General features: G+C 57.2%; 15 protein-coding genes. 8 read left to right on the top strand and 7 right to left on the bottom strand.

What is annotated here, in order from left to right; genetic code table 11:
• Positions 1–34: 34 nt before the first annotated feature.
• The 3 genes from VF639_RS11195 to VF639_RS11185 are packed head-to-tail and all read right to left on the bottom strand — an operon-like array spanning position 35 to position 1,070.
• On the bottom strand, positions 35–469 hold the full coding sequence (locus VF639_RS11195) for a hypothetical protein (protein WP_331145991.1): 435 nt from the start codon (positions 467–469) through the stop codon (positions 35–37).
• A gap of 35 nt (positions 470–504) precedes the next feature.
• Entirely contained in the window at positions 505–828 is a 324-nt protein-coding gene (locus VF639_RS11190; RefSeq protein WP_331145990.1) for a PD-(D/E)XK nuclease family transposase, read from the bottom strand.
• Entirely contained in the window at positions 813–1,070 is a 258-nt protein-coding gene (locus VF639_RS11185) for a hypothetical protein (protein ID WP_331145989.1), read from the bottom strand. Before VF639_RS11185 ends, VF639_RS11190 begins: the two co-directional genes overlap by 16 nt.
• Before the next feature lie 259 nt (positions 1,071–1,329).
• Here VF639_RS11185 and VF639_RS11180 point away from each other — a divergent pair, with 259 nt between their 5' ends.
• A complete protein-coding gene (locus VF639_RS11180; protein WP_331145988.1) occupies positions 1,330–2,175 on the top strand; it encodes a phytanoyl-CoA dioxygenase family protein in 846 nt (281 codons plus the stop codon).
• Between the two features lie 172 nt (positions 2,176–2,347).
• A complete protein-coding gene (locus VF639_RS11175) occupies positions 2,348–3,355 on the top strand; it encodes a glycoside hydrolase family 43 protein (RefSeq protein ID WP_331145987.1) in 1,008 nt (335 codons plus the stop codon).
• A 354-nt stretch (positions 3,356–3,709) separates the two neighbouring features.
• Here the strand turns inward: VF639_RS11175 and VF639_RS11170 are convergent, their stop codons facing one another.
• A complete protein-coding gene (locus tag VF639_RS11170; RefSeq protein ID WP_331145986.1) occupies positions 3,710–5,992 on the bottom strand; it encodes a GH92 family glycosyl hydrolase in 2,283 nt (760 codons plus the stop codon).
• A gap of 388 nt (positions 5,993–6,380) precedes the next feature.
• Between VF639_RS11170 and VF639_RS11165 the strand changes: the two genes are divergently transcribed.
• On the top strand, positions 6,381–9,815 hold the full coding sequence (locus VF639_RS11165; RefSeq protein WP_331145985.1) for an AAA family ATPase: 3,435 nt from the start codon (positions 6,381–6,383) through the stop codon (positions 9,813–9,815).
• 289 nt (positions 9,816–10,104) lie between these two features.
• On the opposite strand, the gene VF639_RS11160 is transcribed toward VF639_RS11165, so the two are convergent.
• Together VF639_RS11160 and VF639_RS11155 are read right to left on the bottom strand one after the other, a co-directional pair.
• On the bottom strand, positions 10,105–11,157 hold the full coding sequence (locus tag VF639_RS11160) for a DUF6687 family protein (RefSeq protein ID WP_331145984.1): 1,053 nt from the start codon (positions 11,155–11,157) through the stop codon (positions 10,105–10,107).
• 194 nt (positions 11,158–11,351) lie between these two features.
• Positions 11,352–11,684 (bottom strand): HNH endonuclease, encoded by a 333-nt coding sequence (locus tag VF639_RS11155; protein WP_331145983.1) that lies wholly within the window; start codon positions 11,682–11,684, stop codon positions 11,352–11,354.
• A gap of 203 nt (positions 11,685–11,887) precedes the next feature.
• Here VF639_RS11155 and VF639_RS11150 point away from each other — a divergent pair, with 203 nt between their 5' ends.
• The 5 genes from VF639_RS11150 to VF639_RS11130 all read left to right on the top strand — a co-directional run bounded on the left by VF639_RS11150 (position 11,888) and on the right by VF639_RS11130 (position 16,690).
• Positions 11,888–12,343, top strand: coding sequence for a hypothetical protein (locus tag VF639_RS11150; RefSeq protein ID WP_331145982.1), 456 nt, complete (start codon positions 11,888–11,890; stop codon positions 12,341–12,343).
• Between the two features lie 161 nt (positions 12,344–12,504).
• Positions 12,505–12,813, top strand: a complete 309-nt coding sequence (gene trxA, locus VF639_RS11145) for a thioredoxin (protein WP_331145981.1) — start codon at positions 12,505–12,507, stop codon at positions 12,811–12,813.
• A gap of 102 nt (positions 12,814–12,915) precedes the next feature.
• On the top strand, positions 12,916–15,264 hold the full coding sequence (locus VF639_RS11140) for a TonB-dependent receptor (RefSeq protein ID WP_331145980.1): 2,349 nt from the start codon (positions 12,916–12,918) through the stop codon (positions 15,262–15,264).
• A 41-nt stretch (positions 15,265–15,305) separates the two neighbouring features.
• Positions 15,306–16,148, top strand: coding sequence for a DUF4249 domain-containing protein (locus tag VF639_RS11135; protein ID WP_331145979.1), 843 nt, complete (start codon positions 15,306–15,308; stop codon positions 16,146–16,148).
• 98 nt (positions 16,149–16,246) lie between these two features.
• Positions 16,247–16,690: a hypothetical protein gene (locus VF639_RS11130; RefSeq protein WP_331145978.1), complete on the top strand. Its 444-nt coding sequence runs from the start codon at positions 16,247–16,249 to the stop codon at positions 16,688–16,690.
• Between the two features lie 72 nt (positions 16,691–16,762).
• Here the strand turns inward: VF639_RS11130 and VF639_RS11125 are convergent, their stop codons facing one another.
• Positions 16,763–17,629: a purine-nucleoside phosphorylase gene (locus tag VF639_RS11125; protein ID WP_331145977.1), complete on the bottom strand. Its 867-nt coding sequence runs from the start codon at positions 17,627–17,629 to the stop codon at positions 16,763–16,765.
• Positions 17,630–17,719 lie beyond the last annotated feature (90 nt).

Raw genomic sequence — 17,719 nt, 5'->3', positions numbered from 1 at the left:
GACTCCGTTCCCGAAACCGCTATAATTAAGATAGTTAACGTTGTCCGATCAAAGTGTATCGTTTGATACATATACCGTCTGTCGTAGTGGGAGCCAGATTACATTTACCCGTCAATTTGCCTTTTTTATCAACAGTGAAAACAATCTGTCGGGCCCCGGCAGGATCCTTGTCACCGACAATCTTATTAAAATGTAACTCTTTGCCGATAAACTGCCCGCCTTTAAGTAGGCCAAGACGCTGACCAGTATCCAGTACATAACTGTCTTTTTCCTGGCTTACTATCCATACTTGATTTTCTAAGCCACCCGTTGCTTTCTCCTTTATACCAGTGGAGCCATCACAGTAGTTTTCAGTATAAACTAACTGTACTTTCCAGGTGCCTAGGCAGTTAGGAGTCGGTGGCTTTAAATTAAATCCTACTAATGACGCGCAGCAAAATCCGAAGGCAAGCAAGGTAATCGGTTTCATAATTGTTTGTGATGAGAATGTAGTATCGTTATGTTTTATAAGAACTGGTTGGATGCCTCCCAACAGGGGTAGCAAAGATATTTACAAGTTCCGGCTGCGTAATACCAATTACTTAATTCTACGGTGATGAACGTGGTCTGGTCGTCCATTAGCTCGCCGCGCTGGTTGCGCAGCACGGTGGTGTTGTGGTAGTCGGCGAGGTGCGGAAAGATATTGGCCGCCAGGATGCCGATGCAGTAGATGCGCGGCAGATTCCCGAAGGAATAGTGGCCTTTCTTGACCAGCGTATTGAAGCGGTAAAGCGAGTAGAACTTCATCCGCTGAATGAACTCCGGATATTCGCTTAGCTGCATCTCCACGATGAAGAAGTTGCCGGCCGCATCCTGGCAGGCCAGGTCATAGATGCCGGACTGTCTTTCGTGAGCCGGCTCAACTCGTTGGGAAGAAACGTCACTTGTTCAATGGCGGTGTCGGACTGGATGAGCGCCTGCAAGGCCCGGCGCAGAAACAGGCTGTTGGCTTCGTTGCCGAAAGTGACTTTAAAGCCGTAACCTGAAATCAACGGAATGAAATGCTGGTCGTCGGCTGGTAGTAAGTTCATGGGCTAAAGCCACGAAGAGCCGAAAAGCTTGCTTGACTTTCCACTACCTGCCGCATGATGTTTTGAGAGCCTATTCGGATAGGCTTTAAGTACCCCGTACCTGTTATACTCCGAAACATTAAAATCACCGCCATTTTAGTGGCAAACGCCACCTAAGCCCCGCCAGATTCGTTAGAAATGCAGACCGGACTGGTGACGCGGCGTATGGGCGTGGCAGCAGGCCAGATGAGCGTCACCAATGACTTAACAGCAACTCACTATGGAAACAGCGCAGCTAATTGACCCCACCAAAACCGCCTACGACATTGCTCAAATCATGGGCGGGCTCTACGGCGACGGTATCATTGGCCTGAAAGGAGCCTTCAGTCGCGAATGGGCGCAGCAGCTCGGCGAAGACATTGCCGTGCTTTATGAAGCCGCCCTCAAGCGCCCCGGTGGCGCCCTCGGCCGTGGCCCCAAGCGGCACTACGTTGAGATTCACCCCGAAAACATTCGTGGTTTCGTGGAGCTAGCCACGCATCCGTGGGTGACGGCAGTGTGCGAAACCGTGCTCGGACCGGAGTATAAAATTGTGGAAATCGGCTTCGACGTGCCCAACCCCGGCGCCGTGAACCAGCCCTGGCACCGCGACTTTCCCGCCCCCGACGACACTACTATCGGTCGCCGTCTCAACTCACTGGCCTTCAACCTCACCACCATTGACGTGACCGAGGATATGGGCCCCTTCGAAGTAGCCCCCGGCACGCAGTGGGACTTGCCCATCGACTTCGAACACGGTATGTTCCCGCCCAAATCGAACAGCCCCCGTTACGAGCAGCGCGCCCAACGCAAAATGCCGCAGATGGGCGACATTTCCGCCCGCTCGGCCCTGACCATTCACCGTGGTACGGCCAACTACTCCGATAAGCCCCGGCCCGCGCTGGTACTCGGCGTAGATGCGCCCACCGCCAACAACGCCGAGCGCCACGACCTGCAAGTCAGTAAAGCATTCTACGCCACCCTTCCCGAAAGCCTCAAGCAGCACCTCACCTGCCGGATAGTCGATGAGTTGGAGATTATCGAGCAAGGACATACCATCGAAGGCCTGATGATGGGCGAGGCGTAATGAAAATCAGAATCAAAGGAACGTCATGCTGAGCGGAGCCGGAGGCGCAGTCGAAGCATCTCGCTCGTGTGGTAAACTCCTTTACCATCACAACCTCAGCACGCGAGATGCTTCGACAAGCTCAGCATGACGTTCCTAGTGAACAACATTCATCAACTCCAGCCTACAAAGCGTGAGTAAGCATATACCCAACGACCATATTTACCAAGAGGCGCAGTTAGCGCCGATGACCGTAGCAGAAATCAATAAGCTGACGGCCAACGCCCGGGCGCTGCCGCCGAGCGGCGACCAAACGCACGTGCTGGTAGAAGATGGCGAGGACCCATGGGTTGTTTCGCACGGAGGCAGCCTGTATTACTGCACCGTGGATAGGCTAAAGCAGAAAGTTATGGTCGGCAAGTTTTCCCATCTAAAGGAAATGGCCACCGCCGAACTGGTGCAGGTATGGCCAGGCAAGCAAGGCACCACGCCCGAGTACGTGGAGATTTGGGCGCCCGAGTTGCAGCTGATTGACGGGAAGTGGTACATCTACTTCGCCCTCTACAACGCCAAAAACGGTGCCGAACGGCTATTCGCCCTCGAAGGCATTTCCGGTCACCCCCAAGGCGACTACGAATTCCAAGGGCAACTTCAGATTCCAACCGATCGGTGGGCCATCGACGGGACGGTGCTGGCTACCGATGATGGGCAGCTGTATTTCGTCTGGTCGGGGTGGGAAGGGTTTACCAACGTCAGCCAAAACATTTACATCGCCCGCATGAGCAACCCGTGGACTATCGCCTCGGATCGAGTGTGCATTTCCCGGCCGGAATACGAGTGGGAAAAGCAAGGCTACCCCCACGTAAACGAGGGCCCGCAAGTGCTGACCCGCAACGGCCGCATCTTCATCGTCTACTCCGCCAGCGGCAGCTGGACCGACGACTACTGCCTCGGCCAACTCACGTACCTCGGCAGCGATATGCTCGATCCCGCCTCCTGGCGCAAAGAGCCCGAGCCCGTGTTCTCGAAAACCGATACCATATTCGGGCCGGGCCATGCTTGTTTCGTGGAAATCGACCAGCAGGACTACATTATCTACCACGCCGCCCGCCGCAGCCAGGCTGGTTGGGCGCGCCAAGTCCGGGCGAAGCCGTTCATCTGGAACGCGGACGGCTCGCCAAATTTTGGCGTCCCGGAGTAGCAACCCGAGGTACTTATTCGTGTCGCAAAGTGCACTGCAAGTACGCTGTAGAGACGCGACACTTCGCGTCTCGGCGTTGCTGAGGTTGCTTACAAGGAGCGGTTCCAGTTGTTCAAGCCAGTTGTTGAAGCCAGTCGTTCAACGCCGAGACGCGAAGTGTCGCGTCTCTACCTGTTCTTGCAGCTCAGTTTGTGGGGAGTATACTTTCGACTAGGCGTATAAACTGTAGCGCGGAAATCCGTTCCGCGACGAGCAGTGCGAGTATGCTGTACCGCACTATACAAGGCAGCCGCGTAGGAACTCGCGGCGCTCGTCGCGGAACGGATTTCCGCGCTACATCCCCACAGGATGGCTTCACTTTTTAGAGTTCGACATGGAATAGGGCGCGTCAGCGGCGGCAGAACCGCGGGTGGTGTTTGGCTTATCGGCCATATCGAAATCGACAATGGCGCCTTGCATGAGGGCTTGGTGGCTGAGCCAGTTGTGGGTGTAGGGCTGGCCATTGACGCGCACGGCTTGCACGTAGCGGTTGGCGGCGCTGTTGGCGGGCGCGTTGAGGACGACGGTTTTGCCGTTGGCGAGATGCAGGGTGGTTTTCGGGAAAAGCGGGGCGCCAAGCACGTACTGGTCGGTGGCGGGGCAGACGGGGTAGAAACCGAGGGCCGAGAAAACGTACCAGGCCGAAGTCTGGCCGTTGTCTTCGTCGCCGCAGTAGCCGTCGGGGGTGGGTTGATAGAGGCGGTCAAGGACTTCGCGCACCCAATACTGCGTTTTCCAGGGCTGACCGGCGTAGGCATAGAGGTACACCATGTGCTGGATGGGCTGGTTGCCGTGCGCGTAGTTGCCCATGTCGGCAATCTGCATTTCTCGGATTTCGTGAATCACCGAGCCGTAGTAGGACGCATCGAAAATCGGGGCTAGGGTGAACACCGTGTCCAGGGCGGCTACGAAGGGCTTGGGGCCGCCCATGAGCTGCATCAGCCCGTGCACATCGTGAAACACCGACCAAGTGTAGTGCCAGCTGTTGCCTTCGGTGAAGGCGTCGCCCCACTTGAAAGGGTTGAAAGGCGCTTGGAACGTGCCACTCTGGTTGCGGCCCCGCATAAGGCGGGTTTGCTTGTCGAAGAGGTTGCGGTAGCTCTGGCTGCGCTTGGTGTAGAGGGCAACTTCCTTTTTAGGCCGATTCAGGGCCTGGCCAAGCTGTGCAATGGCGAAGTCGTCGTAGGCATATTCGAGGGTGCGGGCGGCGTTTTCGTTGAGCTTGACATCGTAGGGTACGTAGCCGAGCTTGTTGTAATAGCTGGCGCCGGCCCGACCCACCGCCTCCAAGGGACCCTGGCTGTTGGCGCCTTTCAGCATGGCTTCGTACAGCGTATTAATGTCGTAGCCGCGCAGGCCTTTCAGGTAGGCGTCGGCTACAACCGAGGCCGAGTTGTTGCCCACCATCACATTGCGGTAGCCGGGGCTGGCCCATTCCGGCAGCCAGCCGCCTTCCTTGTAGGTGTTTACGAGGCCGGCCTGGATTTCAGTGTTTACGTTGGGGTAGAGCAGGTTGAGGAAGGGAAACAAAGCCCGAAACGTGTCCCAAAAGCCGGTGTCGGTGTACATGTAGCCGGGCAGCACCTGGCCGTTGTAGGGGCTGTAGTGTACGGTTTTGCCGGTGGCATCTACCTCGTAGAACTTGCGCGGAAACAGCAAAGCGCGGTACAAGCAGGAATAAAAGGTACGCCGCTGCACGTCCGTACCGCCTTCTACCACCACCCGGCTCAGCTGCTGATTCCAGGCCGCTTTTGCCTTTTGCTTTATCGCCTCAAAGTCGTCAGCGCCTATTTCCCGCAAGTTCAGCTCGGCCTGTTCGGGGCTGATAAACGACGACGCCACGCGCGCCTGCACCTGCTCGCCCTTGCGGGTCTTGAAGCCGACCACCGCGCCGGTATGGTTGGCGGTGGCTTCCAGCAACTTCCCATCCAGCACCTTGTCCTGGTAAATGGTGGTGCTGGTGAAATCCTGGTCGAACTCGATGATGAAGTAGTTGCGAAAGTTTTTGGGCACGCCGCCGCTGTTGCGGGTGGTGTAGCCGATGATGCGGCGCTGCTGCGGCAGCAGTTGCACGTGCGAGCCTTTGTCGAGGGCATCGAGTACCACGTAGGCGCTGTCGGTTTCAGGAAAAGTGAAGCGGAAACGGGCGGCCCGCTCGGTAGGTGTTAGCTCGGTGGTTACGTTGTGGTCGGCGAGGTAGACGCGGTAGTAATAGGGCGTGGCCACTTCGGCTTTGTGCGAATACCAACTGGCCCGCTCTTCTTCCTCGAAACGCAGCTTGCCGGTGATGGGCATGAGGGCAAACTGCCCATAGTCGTTCATCCAGGGCGAGGGTTGATGGGTTTGCTTGAACCCTTTGAGCTTGTCGGCACTGTACTGGTAGGCCCACCCGTTGCCCATTTTACCGGTTTGGGGCAGCCAGAAATTCATGCCCCACGGCAAAGCAATGGCCGGGTAGGTATTGCCATTAGAAAGGTCGGGCTTGGAATCCGTACCCATCAAGGGGTTCACCAAATCCACCAAGTCACCGGTTTGGGCAGCAGCCGGGGCAGCTTTCAGGCAAAACAGTGTCAGAAGGGCAAAAAGCAGTTTTGGCATGCGGTAGAGTTTCAAGCAAGTGTACGTGACTTAGAGCGCATCTTGGGTGGGGCTACGGCAGAACGAAGCAGCACAAGAACCTTTCACTGCAGGTTTGGCGCCAAAGCTAGAAGTAAAAGCCAGAGCTGGTAGCTTCTGAAAACACGCATGCCGCCTCGCACCTAAACTAAAACCAACAATAGTCCTGTCATTTTACAGTATTTTCGTGGTTCAAAGCAGCAAGCGGGGCTAGATTAGCTTTTACTTTAAAGTAGTGAAGCACAACATTTAGCTACGCGGCAGCTCAGCCTTCTTGAATCTTCTGGTGACGGGGTTGTTCAAGTAGCAAACGTGCACTGTTGCGCTGTTATCCTTTATTCTCCGGCCCCTCCCCTAGCTGGCTACTTCGATGAAAATTCTCCGCGTCAGCTTCTTCAACATCAACTCCCTACGCGGGGAGCACTCTGTCAATTTCAGTGAGACGCCTCTCTCAGATGCGGGGCTGTTTGCTATTACCGGAGCAACGGGAGCCGGCAAAACCACCATTCTCGATGCCATTACGCTGGCTCTCTACGGGCAGGTGCCGCGCCACGAAACCACCGGCCCCGAGCAGGTAATGAGCCACGGCACCGGCGAGAGTTGGGCCGAAGTGGAATTTGAAGTGAGCGGCCAGCAATACCGCTCGAAATGGGGCCAGTACCGCGCCCGCAAGCGCCCCGATGGCAAGCTGCAAGACCCGCGCATGGAGCTGAGCGAGCGAAAAGTAGCCGAAGACGGCGAAGAATCGTGGCCGTTTCTGGAAACCTACAAGTCGAAGGTGCCGCCGCGGGTGGCCGAGCTGAGCGGGCTGGAGTACCGGCAGTTTCTGCGCTCGGTGCTGTTGGCGCAGGGCGACTTCACCAAGTTTCTGAAAGCCACGGCCGGCGAGCGGGCGCAGCTGTTGGAGAAGATTACCGACACAAAAAAGTATTCCGACATCTCGCGAGCCGCTTTCGAAAAAGCCAAGCAGGAAGCGCAGCAAGTGGAAACCTTGCGCACGGGCCTGGCGGGCGTGGTGCTGCTCTCGCCCGAGGAAGTGGCCTTTCTGGAAGTGGAAATCCAGCAGCTCCAACAGCAGCTCGAAGAAGCTACCACTGCCCGGCAGAAGCTTCTGGAAACCCAAATCTGGCTGCGGCGCCTGCAGGATTTGCGCACGCGCCACCAGGAAAACCAGACTCGCCAGCTTCAACTCACGGCCCAAACCGATATCCTCACCCCTCTCAAGCAGCGCCTGGCTTTACACACGCAGGCGGCGCCCTTCGCCACCGATTGGGCGCTGCTCCGGCAGTCCGACACGCATATAGCCCGCCTGCGCCAGGAGGCCGAGCAGTTCCGGCAGCGCCTCCCGCAGCTCCAGCAGCTCCGCGACACGGCCGCCGCCGCCCGCGCCACCGCACAGCAAGCCTACGAAACGGCCCTCGCTACCCGCCAGCTGCAAGAGCCCAAGCTGCGGGAAGCCGAGCAGCTAGACGGCTTGATGCGGGAAGCCAATAAGCAGCTGCAGTTGGCGAAGGAAGAGTACGAGTTGAAAAACGAGTTATGCAAGTCCTTGAAAGCTACGGCCGAACAAGCCGCTGGCCGTACCCGCGCCCTGCGCGAGCAAGTGCGCGAGCTAAGCAAGTGGCTGGAGCTGAACGCCAACGTAAGTGAGCTAAACGAAACGCTGCCCGACCTCTCGGCCAGCCTGCAACAGTGGGAGTACTTGAAAGCGGAGCTAGGCCAGCTGCGCCAACGCCTACACGAAGCCCGTCAGCGCCAGCAGCAGGCCACGGAGGCCGCCACCCGCCACCAGCAAGTTGCCGCCGAAGCTAGCCAACGCTTGCAGGCCCTCACCACCCGCCAGCAAACCGCCCTCAATACCCGCAACGTCTGGCTGTGCCGCCTGCGCTACCACGTAGCCAGCCTGGTGCGCGAGCAGGAAAAAGAGCAGCAGCATTGGGACGATTTGCGCCGCAGCCTGCAAATGCAGCAGCTGATTTTGTCGCACACCGACACCCGCCAACTGCTAGAGTCCGGCCAGCCGTGCCCCGTGTGCGGCGCCACTGAGCACCCGTACCTGGCGGGCGTGTTAGGTGTGAACGAAGATTCTTTTCAGCACGACCGGCAACGCGAGGAGGACTTGAGCCAGAAAGTAAGGGCTTTGGGTACTCGCTTCAACCGCCTCAATACCTACGTGACCATGCTGGAGCAAGCCGGCCCCGAACCAACGGAAGTGCCGACCGATACCATCCAGCTGCTACCCGAATCAGGTGAGAAAGGGGCCGCCGAAGAAGTGAAGGCGCTGGTACAAGAGCTAAAAGAGCTGCGCGACCAGCACAATGTCACCAACCAGCACCTCACCCAAGCCAGCAGCCAGCAGGAAGCCGCTACCCGCCAGCAGCAAGAGTACGCGCAGGCCGTGGTGCACTTGGAAGCCGAGCTGGCCGATGCCGAAGAGCGCGGCCCCGCCGCTCGGATCATGATTCAAAGCCAGCTCGAAAACTTCGGGATGGTATTCACCGAGGAAAACGGCCGCGCCCTCATGGAGCAGGCCCGCCTACGCATCCAGGAGTTCACCGACAAGCAGCAGCAGCGCGACAAAGCCACGAACGAGTTGAGCGGCGTAAGCGTAACTGCCACTGAAGCTGAACGGCAGAAGACGGAGCTGGATGTTTGGCTCCGCGCCCGCAAGCAAACCGTACTCGACCAGTACAATGCTATCCAAGTACAGCAGCGCCAGCGCCAGGAGCTTTTCCCTGGCGCTGATGTCGCCCACGCCCGTCAGCAGCTGGAAGAAGAGGTGCGCCAAACCGAAACCCGGCGCCAGCAGGCCGAACAGGCGCTGCAACAGCACGAAACCGCCCTGATCCTCGCCAACACGCAACAGCAGCAACGGGAGCAGGATGCCCAGACGCAGCAGCAGCTTCGGGAGTTGCAGCACACCACGCTCACCGCCGCCCTTACCGCCGCCGGCCTCGCCCCCGACCCGGCCGCCCTCACCGCCCTGCTCCTCCCCGACCCCGAGGTGCGCCGCCTCGCCGACCAGCTCCAGCGCCACGAGCAGGCCCTGGCCGTCACTCAGCAAACCCTCACCGACCTGGCGCAGCAGCTCCAGCAAGAGCAAGCCCGCGCCCTCACCGAGGAGCCCTTAGAGTCGATAGAACAGCAACTAACCAGCAGCAACCAGCAACTAGCCACTCTAAATCAGCAGCTAGGTCAACGGCAGCAGCGCCTACTCGACCACCGCAGCGGCCAAGAGCGCCACGCCGCCCTGGCCGAGCAACTCGCAACCCAGCAGCAGGAAGCCCGCCGCTGGCGCCAGCTGGCAGAGGTTATCGGTTCGGCCGATGGCAAGAAGTTCAGCGAATTTGCCCAGGGCCTCACCCTGGCCCGCCTCACCGACCTGGCCAACCGCCACCTGCACCGCCTCACCGACCGGTACCGCATCCTGCGCAACCCCGACCAGCACCTCGACCTACTTATCGTGGACGAGTACCAAGGAGGCAGCTGCCGCACGATGAACTCCTTATCGGGTGGGGAGAGTTTTCTGGTGAGCTTGGCGCTGGCCTTAGGACTATCAGAATTGGCCAGCCACCGCACCCAAATCGATACGCTCTTTATCGACGAAGGCTTCGGTACCCTCGACCCTGATGCACTGGATATGGCCCTTTCCGCCCTTGAAACCTTGCAGGGAACCGGCAAAACCATCGGCATCATTTCCCATGTCGAAGCCCTCAAAGAGCGCGTCAGCACCCAAATCAACGTGCGCAAAGGCGTCGGCGGCATCAGCTCGCTACAGATTGTAGGCTTCGGCGAAGAAGTGTAACGCAAAGCCTCTGCGCATTCTTCTGCCCGGCTGTAGAGACGCGACACTTCGCGTCTCTACGTTGAACGACCTATCAAGAGCAGGTCTTGTAGTGTCAAAGGCTATAGCGTGAAGCCTGCGGTTCGCGCGTCGTTGAACAACAAATAGCCACGCTGTAGCAAATAAGCATCGTTCAACGATGCGCGAAGCGCAGGCTTCGCGCCACAGCCAACGGAACAACCTCAGCAACGGCGAGACGCGAAGTGTCGCGTCTCTACAGCCGGGCGACGAAACGCGTAGAGGCTTTGCGTTACTGGCCGGCCGCCTTGATTTCTGGCCAGGTCCAATACCGTTTAGGCTGTATGGCAGCATATTTCCCTTGGAAAAAAGCCACTACCAATTGCTCTACATCCTCCGGCGCGATGGAAGAGGCATGAATGGGCCGCTGGTCGGGGTCGGCGTAGCGCTGGACTTTGTTAAGGCTTTTGCCAGCCAGGCGCAGCAGCGGCCCGGTATCGGTGATGCCGTCGAACGTCCAGCGGTGGGCGGCTTGCTCGCGGGCATTGAGTTGAGTTGCCAAGCCATCGAGCGGCAGGCGGGGCAGTGTAGGACGGCTTTCGAGGTCTATCCAGGTGGTGTACTTGTACTCGAATTCGTAGCGCTGCCCATCGTAAAGGCTGAGCACGATGTCGTAGCCAGCGGTGGGCCCGAATAGCGCGTAGTACGGCAGCGGCTCTGGCGTCCGCACAACCACCAAGCCAATTTCGGGGTAGCGGGTGAGCGTGGTGCTGTCTTCTCGCAACACGGCGGCAGCTTGTTGTACACGCTCGTACTCCGGCTCCCACGCGGCGCGGTCGGTTTCCGGGTTTTCCAGCACCTGTTGAAAGCGCGGGAGAAACCATTCGAACTTCTCGGCCGAGGCTTCGTCTTCGCGGCGGCGTAGCGCGGGCGCCCCAAACGGCACGTAGAAGAGCTCCTTTTCCCGGGCATTGAGCCAGCAGACTAGCCGCAATGCGTGGTCGGCCAGCGGGTCTTGCCAGTTTAACTCCCGAAAGTCGCCAAGGGTGGCGGTGAGGCGAAGCAGGTGCTCGTGGCGCAAAGCCAGCTCCGGGTTCAGCAAGCTCCACACGCCCACAAACCCATCTACGTCGAAATGATTGGCCGTAACGGCCGTAGCCTCCATACCAGGTGTTTCGGGCGCATGCAAAGCCCGGAGCACGGACCCGGCGCTGGTATCGTCGCGCAGCGGCGCTGGCGTGGCGGCCCCGCGCCAATGCGCCAGCGTAAGTGCCGCGCACAAACCCACACTGTCCACCACAATAGTTGGCTGCTGGCGAAGCTGCCGGAAAGAAACGAACCTCATTTAACAATTACCATTTATCATGTAACAAGCAGGTGGCAAATATCGGTTGTCCTGATCGGTCGTGACGCTACAAGTAGCAACCCTTAGCATACCAACATGCAATCAAGCGCTAAACGGAAGCCATACCCCACTTGCCTACCAGGTGCCGATAGCCGATAGCTGATTGTTAAATGATAATTGTTGAATGTAACCCGTCACCCGTTTCTGCGACGGTTGGAAATACGCTCCACTCGGCTGCGGCGAATCCAATGCAAATACTTCTGCAGTTTTTCGGCGCTGCGCAACGCTTCAATGGTGTGGTATTGGCGGGCTAGTTCTTTGTTGTCGAGCAGTAAGTGCACACTGCTGTGGCAGGGTTGGCAAAGGTCAGCAGTAGGGCCGTGGCGGCCACCTTCCTCGCGCGGTATCAAGTGGTGCCGCGACAACTGCTGTACCTCCCGCTCACACAAGGCACAACAGTTGCCAGCAGGCTTAACCGTGAATGCAGCAAGTTCAGATTGGGAATCGAAAATAGGACGACGCGGCATAGGAAGATGATAACTAGCATGTTGAAAACAACGATATCTAAGCAGCTAGTTTCCCGAATAGGGATAAAAAAACTAACGGTTACAGCACCAGCCAGAGCAGAATACTTCTATATTTGGTTGGACTCGAACGGTTTAACAGTAAGTCGTCTTAATTTTTTCACTTTTCTGTTCTTTTTTTGCCTTCTCACTTTATCATCATACTTATGGGCGTTTCTACTCTTAATTTTTCTAAGCAACTCACTTCTCTGTTACGAGTTGCCGGTCTAGGGGTGGCTTTGATGCTATTGTCCTCGACCGACTTAAAAGCGCAAACATGGATGGTTTCCACCGATGCCTTCATGAAACTTGGTGTTATGGATAAGTTTGGCTCCCTGGGCGCTTATTCTGCCAAGTTTGTTGTTACCAATAACACCAGCGGCAAGGTGTATATTCTAGTAAAAGAAGTGGCTGGTGGCCAGAACGGTATCGACGTGATTTTCCCTTCCGAACCTACTGAGCCCGACTATTTCAAGGCCGAAACGGGAGAAGCCGCCCGCGCCTTGCCTGGCACTTATGTATGGGAGTGTCAGGTAGGAGGCAAAAAAGTGGTTAGCGGTAAATTCTCGTTCCCTGAAACTGCCAACGATGTTACGACCATCATAGCAGACAAAAAGAAATAATACAGTCCTAACGTTTATCTAACGGCCCGGTGCGTACGCATCGGGCCTTTTTGCGGTAAAGGCCTCGCCTTCGGGAACGTGGACTTACGCGTTTCGTATGCAGTGTACTTCAGGCTGTCGTTCCAACAGCCTGGCCCAAACCTATTCAACTGTTAGTTGCCATGCCCAAAAAATCATTCTCCGAACTCATCAACAGTCCTGGCATGCCCGTGCTGGTTGATTTTTATGCTGATTGGTGTGGTCCGTGCAAAACCATGGCGCCTATTCTCGAGCAAGTAGCCGCGCAGCACCAAGGCAAACTCAAAATCATCAAGGTGGATGTGGACCGCAACCCCGCAACGGCGCAACAATTCCGCGTGCAGGGCATTCCAACTCTGATTCTGTTTTATAAAGGACAACCGGTGTGGCGGCAGTCGGGCGTGGTGCCGGCGCCGCAATTAGCCCAAGCGGTACAACCCTTTCTGGGATAAGCTCCTCCAGACAGAAACGAAGAGCTGTATTACAAACTATCCGGGGCGTTGGGGCGTTACTAAGCAGCCTACCTTTGTGGCAACTGCACTTATCCCCCCCGAATGCGTTTACCGTATCTGCTCCTTATTCTTAGCTTTTTTGGGTTCCTGCTTGCCCCTCCAACATCAGCTCAGTCGAAGGGCAGCTACACGTTGAGTGGCTATGTGCGGGCAGACGGCAACCGGGACGTTCTACCCGGTGCCTCCGTTACGGTTCCCGCCCTGGGTACGGGTGTCACGACCGACGCGGCCGGTTTCTATTCGCTGGTGCTGCCCGCAGGCCGCTACCAGGTGGTCGTTTCCTTTATTGGCTACTTAAACCAAACGCGGGAATTAAACCTCTCCCGCGACCAGAAGGTGTCGTTTAACCTGCCGGAATCAACTAACACGCTCAATGAAGTGGTAGTGGAAGGCTCCGGCACCTTGGAGCAGAAGCTTCAAACCACTCAGATGAGCGTGGAGCGCCTCACAGCCAAGGAAGCCAAGCTGCTGCCGGCGCTGTTCGGTGAAGTCGACATCCTGAAAACGCTGCAGCTTAAGCCCGGCGTGCAAAACGGCGGTGAAGGAACCAGCGGCTTGTTTGTGCGCGGGGGTTCTTCCGACCAGAACCTGGTACTCGTGGATGATGCGCTGGTATACAACCCTAGCCACTTGTTCGGGCTGTTTTCGGTGTTCAATCCCGATGCCGTAGCCAGCGTAGACCTGTACAAGGGTGGCTTTCCGGCGCAGTACGGCGGGCGGTTATCGTCGGTAATTGATGTGAAGCTCCGGGAGGGCGACCGAAAGAAATTCGGGGTGAGCGGTGGCTTAGGACTGATTTCTTCGCGCCTGACGGTGGAAGGGCCCATTGTGAAAGATAAAGGCTCGTTTATTATATCGGGGCGGCGTACCTACTTCGATGTCTTTACCCGCCAAATCAATAAGCTTAACGAAGCCGACCCGGAGTACAACCCTATTCCAGACTATTACTTCTACGACTTCAACGCCAAAGCCAACTACACCCTCGGCCCCAAAGACCAGGTGTTTCTGAGCGGCTACTACGGGCGCGATGCCTTTGCTTTTGCCTCGCAAGGGGGCTTCGATTTCATGTTTACCTGGGGCAACACGGTGGGCGCGGCCCGTTGGAACCACGTGTTCAACAAGCGCCTCTACCTCAACACCACCGCCTCCGTCACCAACTATCAGTACGACGTCACCAACAAGCTCGATCAGTTCAGCTTCAACCTGGCCTCCGACATCCGCGACTATTCCATCCGCACCGACCTCGACTACGCCCCCAACGACAGGCACGCGCTGAAGTTTGGAGTGCAGGCTACCTCCCATCTTTTTGGGGTGGGCCGCCTCCAAGCCGGCTCCGACGACGGCCGCCTCAACATCGGGTCCGACGTGAACTACCGCGGGCAGGAAGGCGCCGTGTACGCCTCCGACAATTTCAAACCCTCCGACAAATGGCAGTTCGAGTACGGATTGCGGCTAACCGGCTTCCAAAGCGGCTCCAACACCTACGGCGGCCTCGAGCCGCGGGGCTCGGCCCGCTATTCGCTCACGCCCAAAACGTCGCTCAAGGCCAGCTACGCCCTGATGTACCAGTACGTGCACCTGGTGACGAACTCTGGCGCCACCCTGCCCACCGACATCTGGTACCCTTCGCGGCTGTCGGTGAAGCCGCAACGCTCGCAGCAGGTGGCCACGGGCGTTAGCTTTCTGCTTGGCGATGGCAAGTACTTGCTTACCAACGAAGTGTACTACAAGTGGGCGCAGAATCAGGTGGATTTCAAGGACGGCGCGCAACTGTTTGTAAATCCGGACCTGGATACCGAATTCTTATTTGGCAAGGGTTGGGCCTACGGCAACGAGTTTTATATAGAGAAGAAAACCGGCCGCACGACCGGCTGGATCGGCTACACGCTCTCGTGGAGCAAGCGCAGGTTTCCGCCGCAGCGCGAAACCAGCGGCATCAACGGCGGCCGGACCTTCTACCCCAACTACGACCGGCGCCACAACCTTACGGTAGTGCTCTTGCACCAGCTCAGTGAGCGAGTGAACCTGACCGGCTCGTTTGTGTATACAACCGGCAATGCCACCACCTTGCCCGCGGGCCGCTTTGCAGTGCAAGATGTGTTTGGGGGCGAAATAGAAGCGGTGCCGGTTTACCCCGACCGTAACTCCTACCGCCTGGCCTCCTATAATCGGCTGGACCTTGGCTTGGTTTGGCGGATGAAGCCCAACCGCTGGTTTACAGAGTCGGACCTGACGTTCAGCGTGTACAACGCTTATAACCGCCGCAACCCCTATTTCGTGTACTTCGACCAGATTCGGGCAGACGACGATGCGCCCGTGACCGGCTACCGGGCCCGGCAGGTTTCGTTGTTCCCCGTTATTCCGGCCGTGACCTACAATTTCAAGTTTTAAGTACCGCTTCTGGTACTCCGGTTTGTTGCTACATTGCTTTTATGTTCAAGTTCGTAACTACTTCTCTGCTTTTTAGACGGCTGGCCTGGCTGCTGGTTTTGGTGCCATTTGCAGGCTGCGACTTGCAGAAGAACATTGAGGTGGATTTGCCCGTCCTGCCCGCGCAGCTGGTGGTGGAGTGCTACCTCGAAAACGGCCAGATTCCGCGCCTCACCGTGACCGAATCGGTGCCCTACCTTTCTAGCCCCGACCCGGTAGTTCCTAGCGACGTCACCGTGAAGCTCACACTGCCCAACGGCCAAGTGCAAGAGCTACGCTATTTCCCGGCGGCTGACCGCACTACTCGTAAAGCCTTCACGCACATTGGATTGCGTCGGGTGGTGGCCCGCCCCGGCGATACGTTTAAGCTGGAAGTAACCGACACCAAAGGCCGCCGCGTGACGGGCACTGCCACCATGCCCACCCGCGTCCCCATCGATTCGGTGGAATATCAATACAACGACCTGCCTCCCGAGTCGCGCGAAGCTTTTGTATTAACCAACTTCACCGACCCCGCCGGAGTGGGCGACTACTACCGCCTACAAGTTCACCGCGACAGTATCTCCGACGACCCCGAAGTGGACTACGACGTGGAAGACCGCCTCAACGACGGCACCAACTTCACCCTCGGCACCAGCTACATCTTCGATCCTGGCGACCGGCTTTTTGTAACGCTCTACCACTTCGACCGGCCCTACTACCTATTCCGGCAGTCGGTGAACGATGCGCGCAATGCCAACGGCAACCCGTTTTCGCAGCCTTCTTCCATTAAGAGCACCGTGGAAGGCGGCATTGGGGTATTTACGATACTGAGCTACGGCCGAAAGCGGCTCAACATTAGGTAGAGGCAACAGAAACTACCTAATTAGGTATGGTGCTTGCAACCATTCGGCGGCCCCATGTTATCTGTTAGACTGATACGTATTTCATTCCTTTTTTGCTTATGCGCCACACTTACCACTTCCTTTTACTACTGCTGTTGCTGGCTGGTATGCTCACTGCCTGCAACAACCAAGATTGCGGCTGTGTTCCACCACCCGGTTTGGCTGACTCTCAACTGCTTCATACTTGGCAGCTAGATAAAATTCTCGGTGACGGCCAGGTTATTAGCTCCGGCAACGATATCAAAGACCGTTACACTCTCGCCTTTAAAGCACAGCACATTTACACGCAAACCATCTTGGCGACTGGCACTGAATTCAACGGTACATGGAAGCTTACCAGCGCCGGCCACAGCCTTGAACTAACCGACCATAAAGGCGACATCCAGACGTACAGCATCAATGGCAGTTGGCCCAATGGTGGTTCGCAGCCCGAGCAAATTCTGCTGCATCAGAACAACAATGCGAAGGAGACAAACACACTGGAGTTCGGCCTTATACCTTGATTCATTTCATACCCACATAAAAAGGGCGCCGCAATCTTGCGGCGCCCTTTTTATGTGGGTATGAACTAAAGCTTACTGCATTTCGACCACGGCCTTCAATAGCGCCGTGAGCCGGGGCTCGGCGTCGGCGGCTACGCGCAGGATATCGGCTATGGCTACGCGCTTTAGCTTGCCCGGTGAGCAGAGGTCGGTGATGACGGAAATAGCCAGCACAGGCAAGCCCATGTGCACGGCGGCAATTACTTCGGGCACCGTGCTCATGCCTACGGCATCAGCCCCGATGGTGCGCAGGTAGCGGTACTCGGCGGGCGTTTCGAGCATGGGGCCGGGCAGGCTGGCGTATACGCCCCGGCGTACTTTGTTGGCGAAGCCGAGGGTGCGGGCAGCTTCTTCGGCTTGCTGCAACAGTCTGGCATTATAGGGCTCCAGCATGTCGGGGAAGCGGGGGCCCAGCTCGTCAAGGTTTTTGCCGACCAGCGGGTTGGTAGGCTGCAGGTTGATGTGGTCTTCGAGCAACATCAAGTCCGAATACTCCATGTCGGGGTGCAGGCCACCGGCGGCGTTGCTCACAAATAGCTTCTGGATACCGAGCAGCTTCATCACGCGCACCGGCAGCACCACTTGCTCCATGGTGTAGCCTTCGTAGTAATGGAATCGGCCTTGCATTACCAGCACTTTCCGGCCAGCCAGCTCAGCGGCCAATAAATTGCCGGAGTGGCTTTCCACCGTTGAAACGGGGAAGTTGGGTATCTCGGCGTAGGGAAATGTGTGGTGAATGGTCAGGTCCTTGACCAAGGCCCCAAGGCCCGTACCGAGGATAATGCCAAACTCAGGCGTAAAGTCGTGAAGGCGTTGGCGGAGGTAGTCGGCGGCTTGGTGCATAAGTCGTTTTTCGTTGTTGGTTTTTCGTTGTTCGCTTCGGATGAAAAAGGCCGTCATGCTGAGCGCAGGCGCAGCCGGAGTCGAAGCATCTCGCTAGTGTGGTAACCTCATCCGGTTGTTGATTACCACACTAGCGAGATGCTTCGA

Source organism: Hymenobacter sp. (genome assembly GCF_036387835.1).
Lineage (GTDB): Bacteria > Bacteroidota > Bacteroidia > Cytophagales > Hymenobacteraceae > Hymenobacter.
Note: the sequence above shows the minus strand (reverse complement) of the source record. Positions and strands in the feature narration are given on the sequence as shown.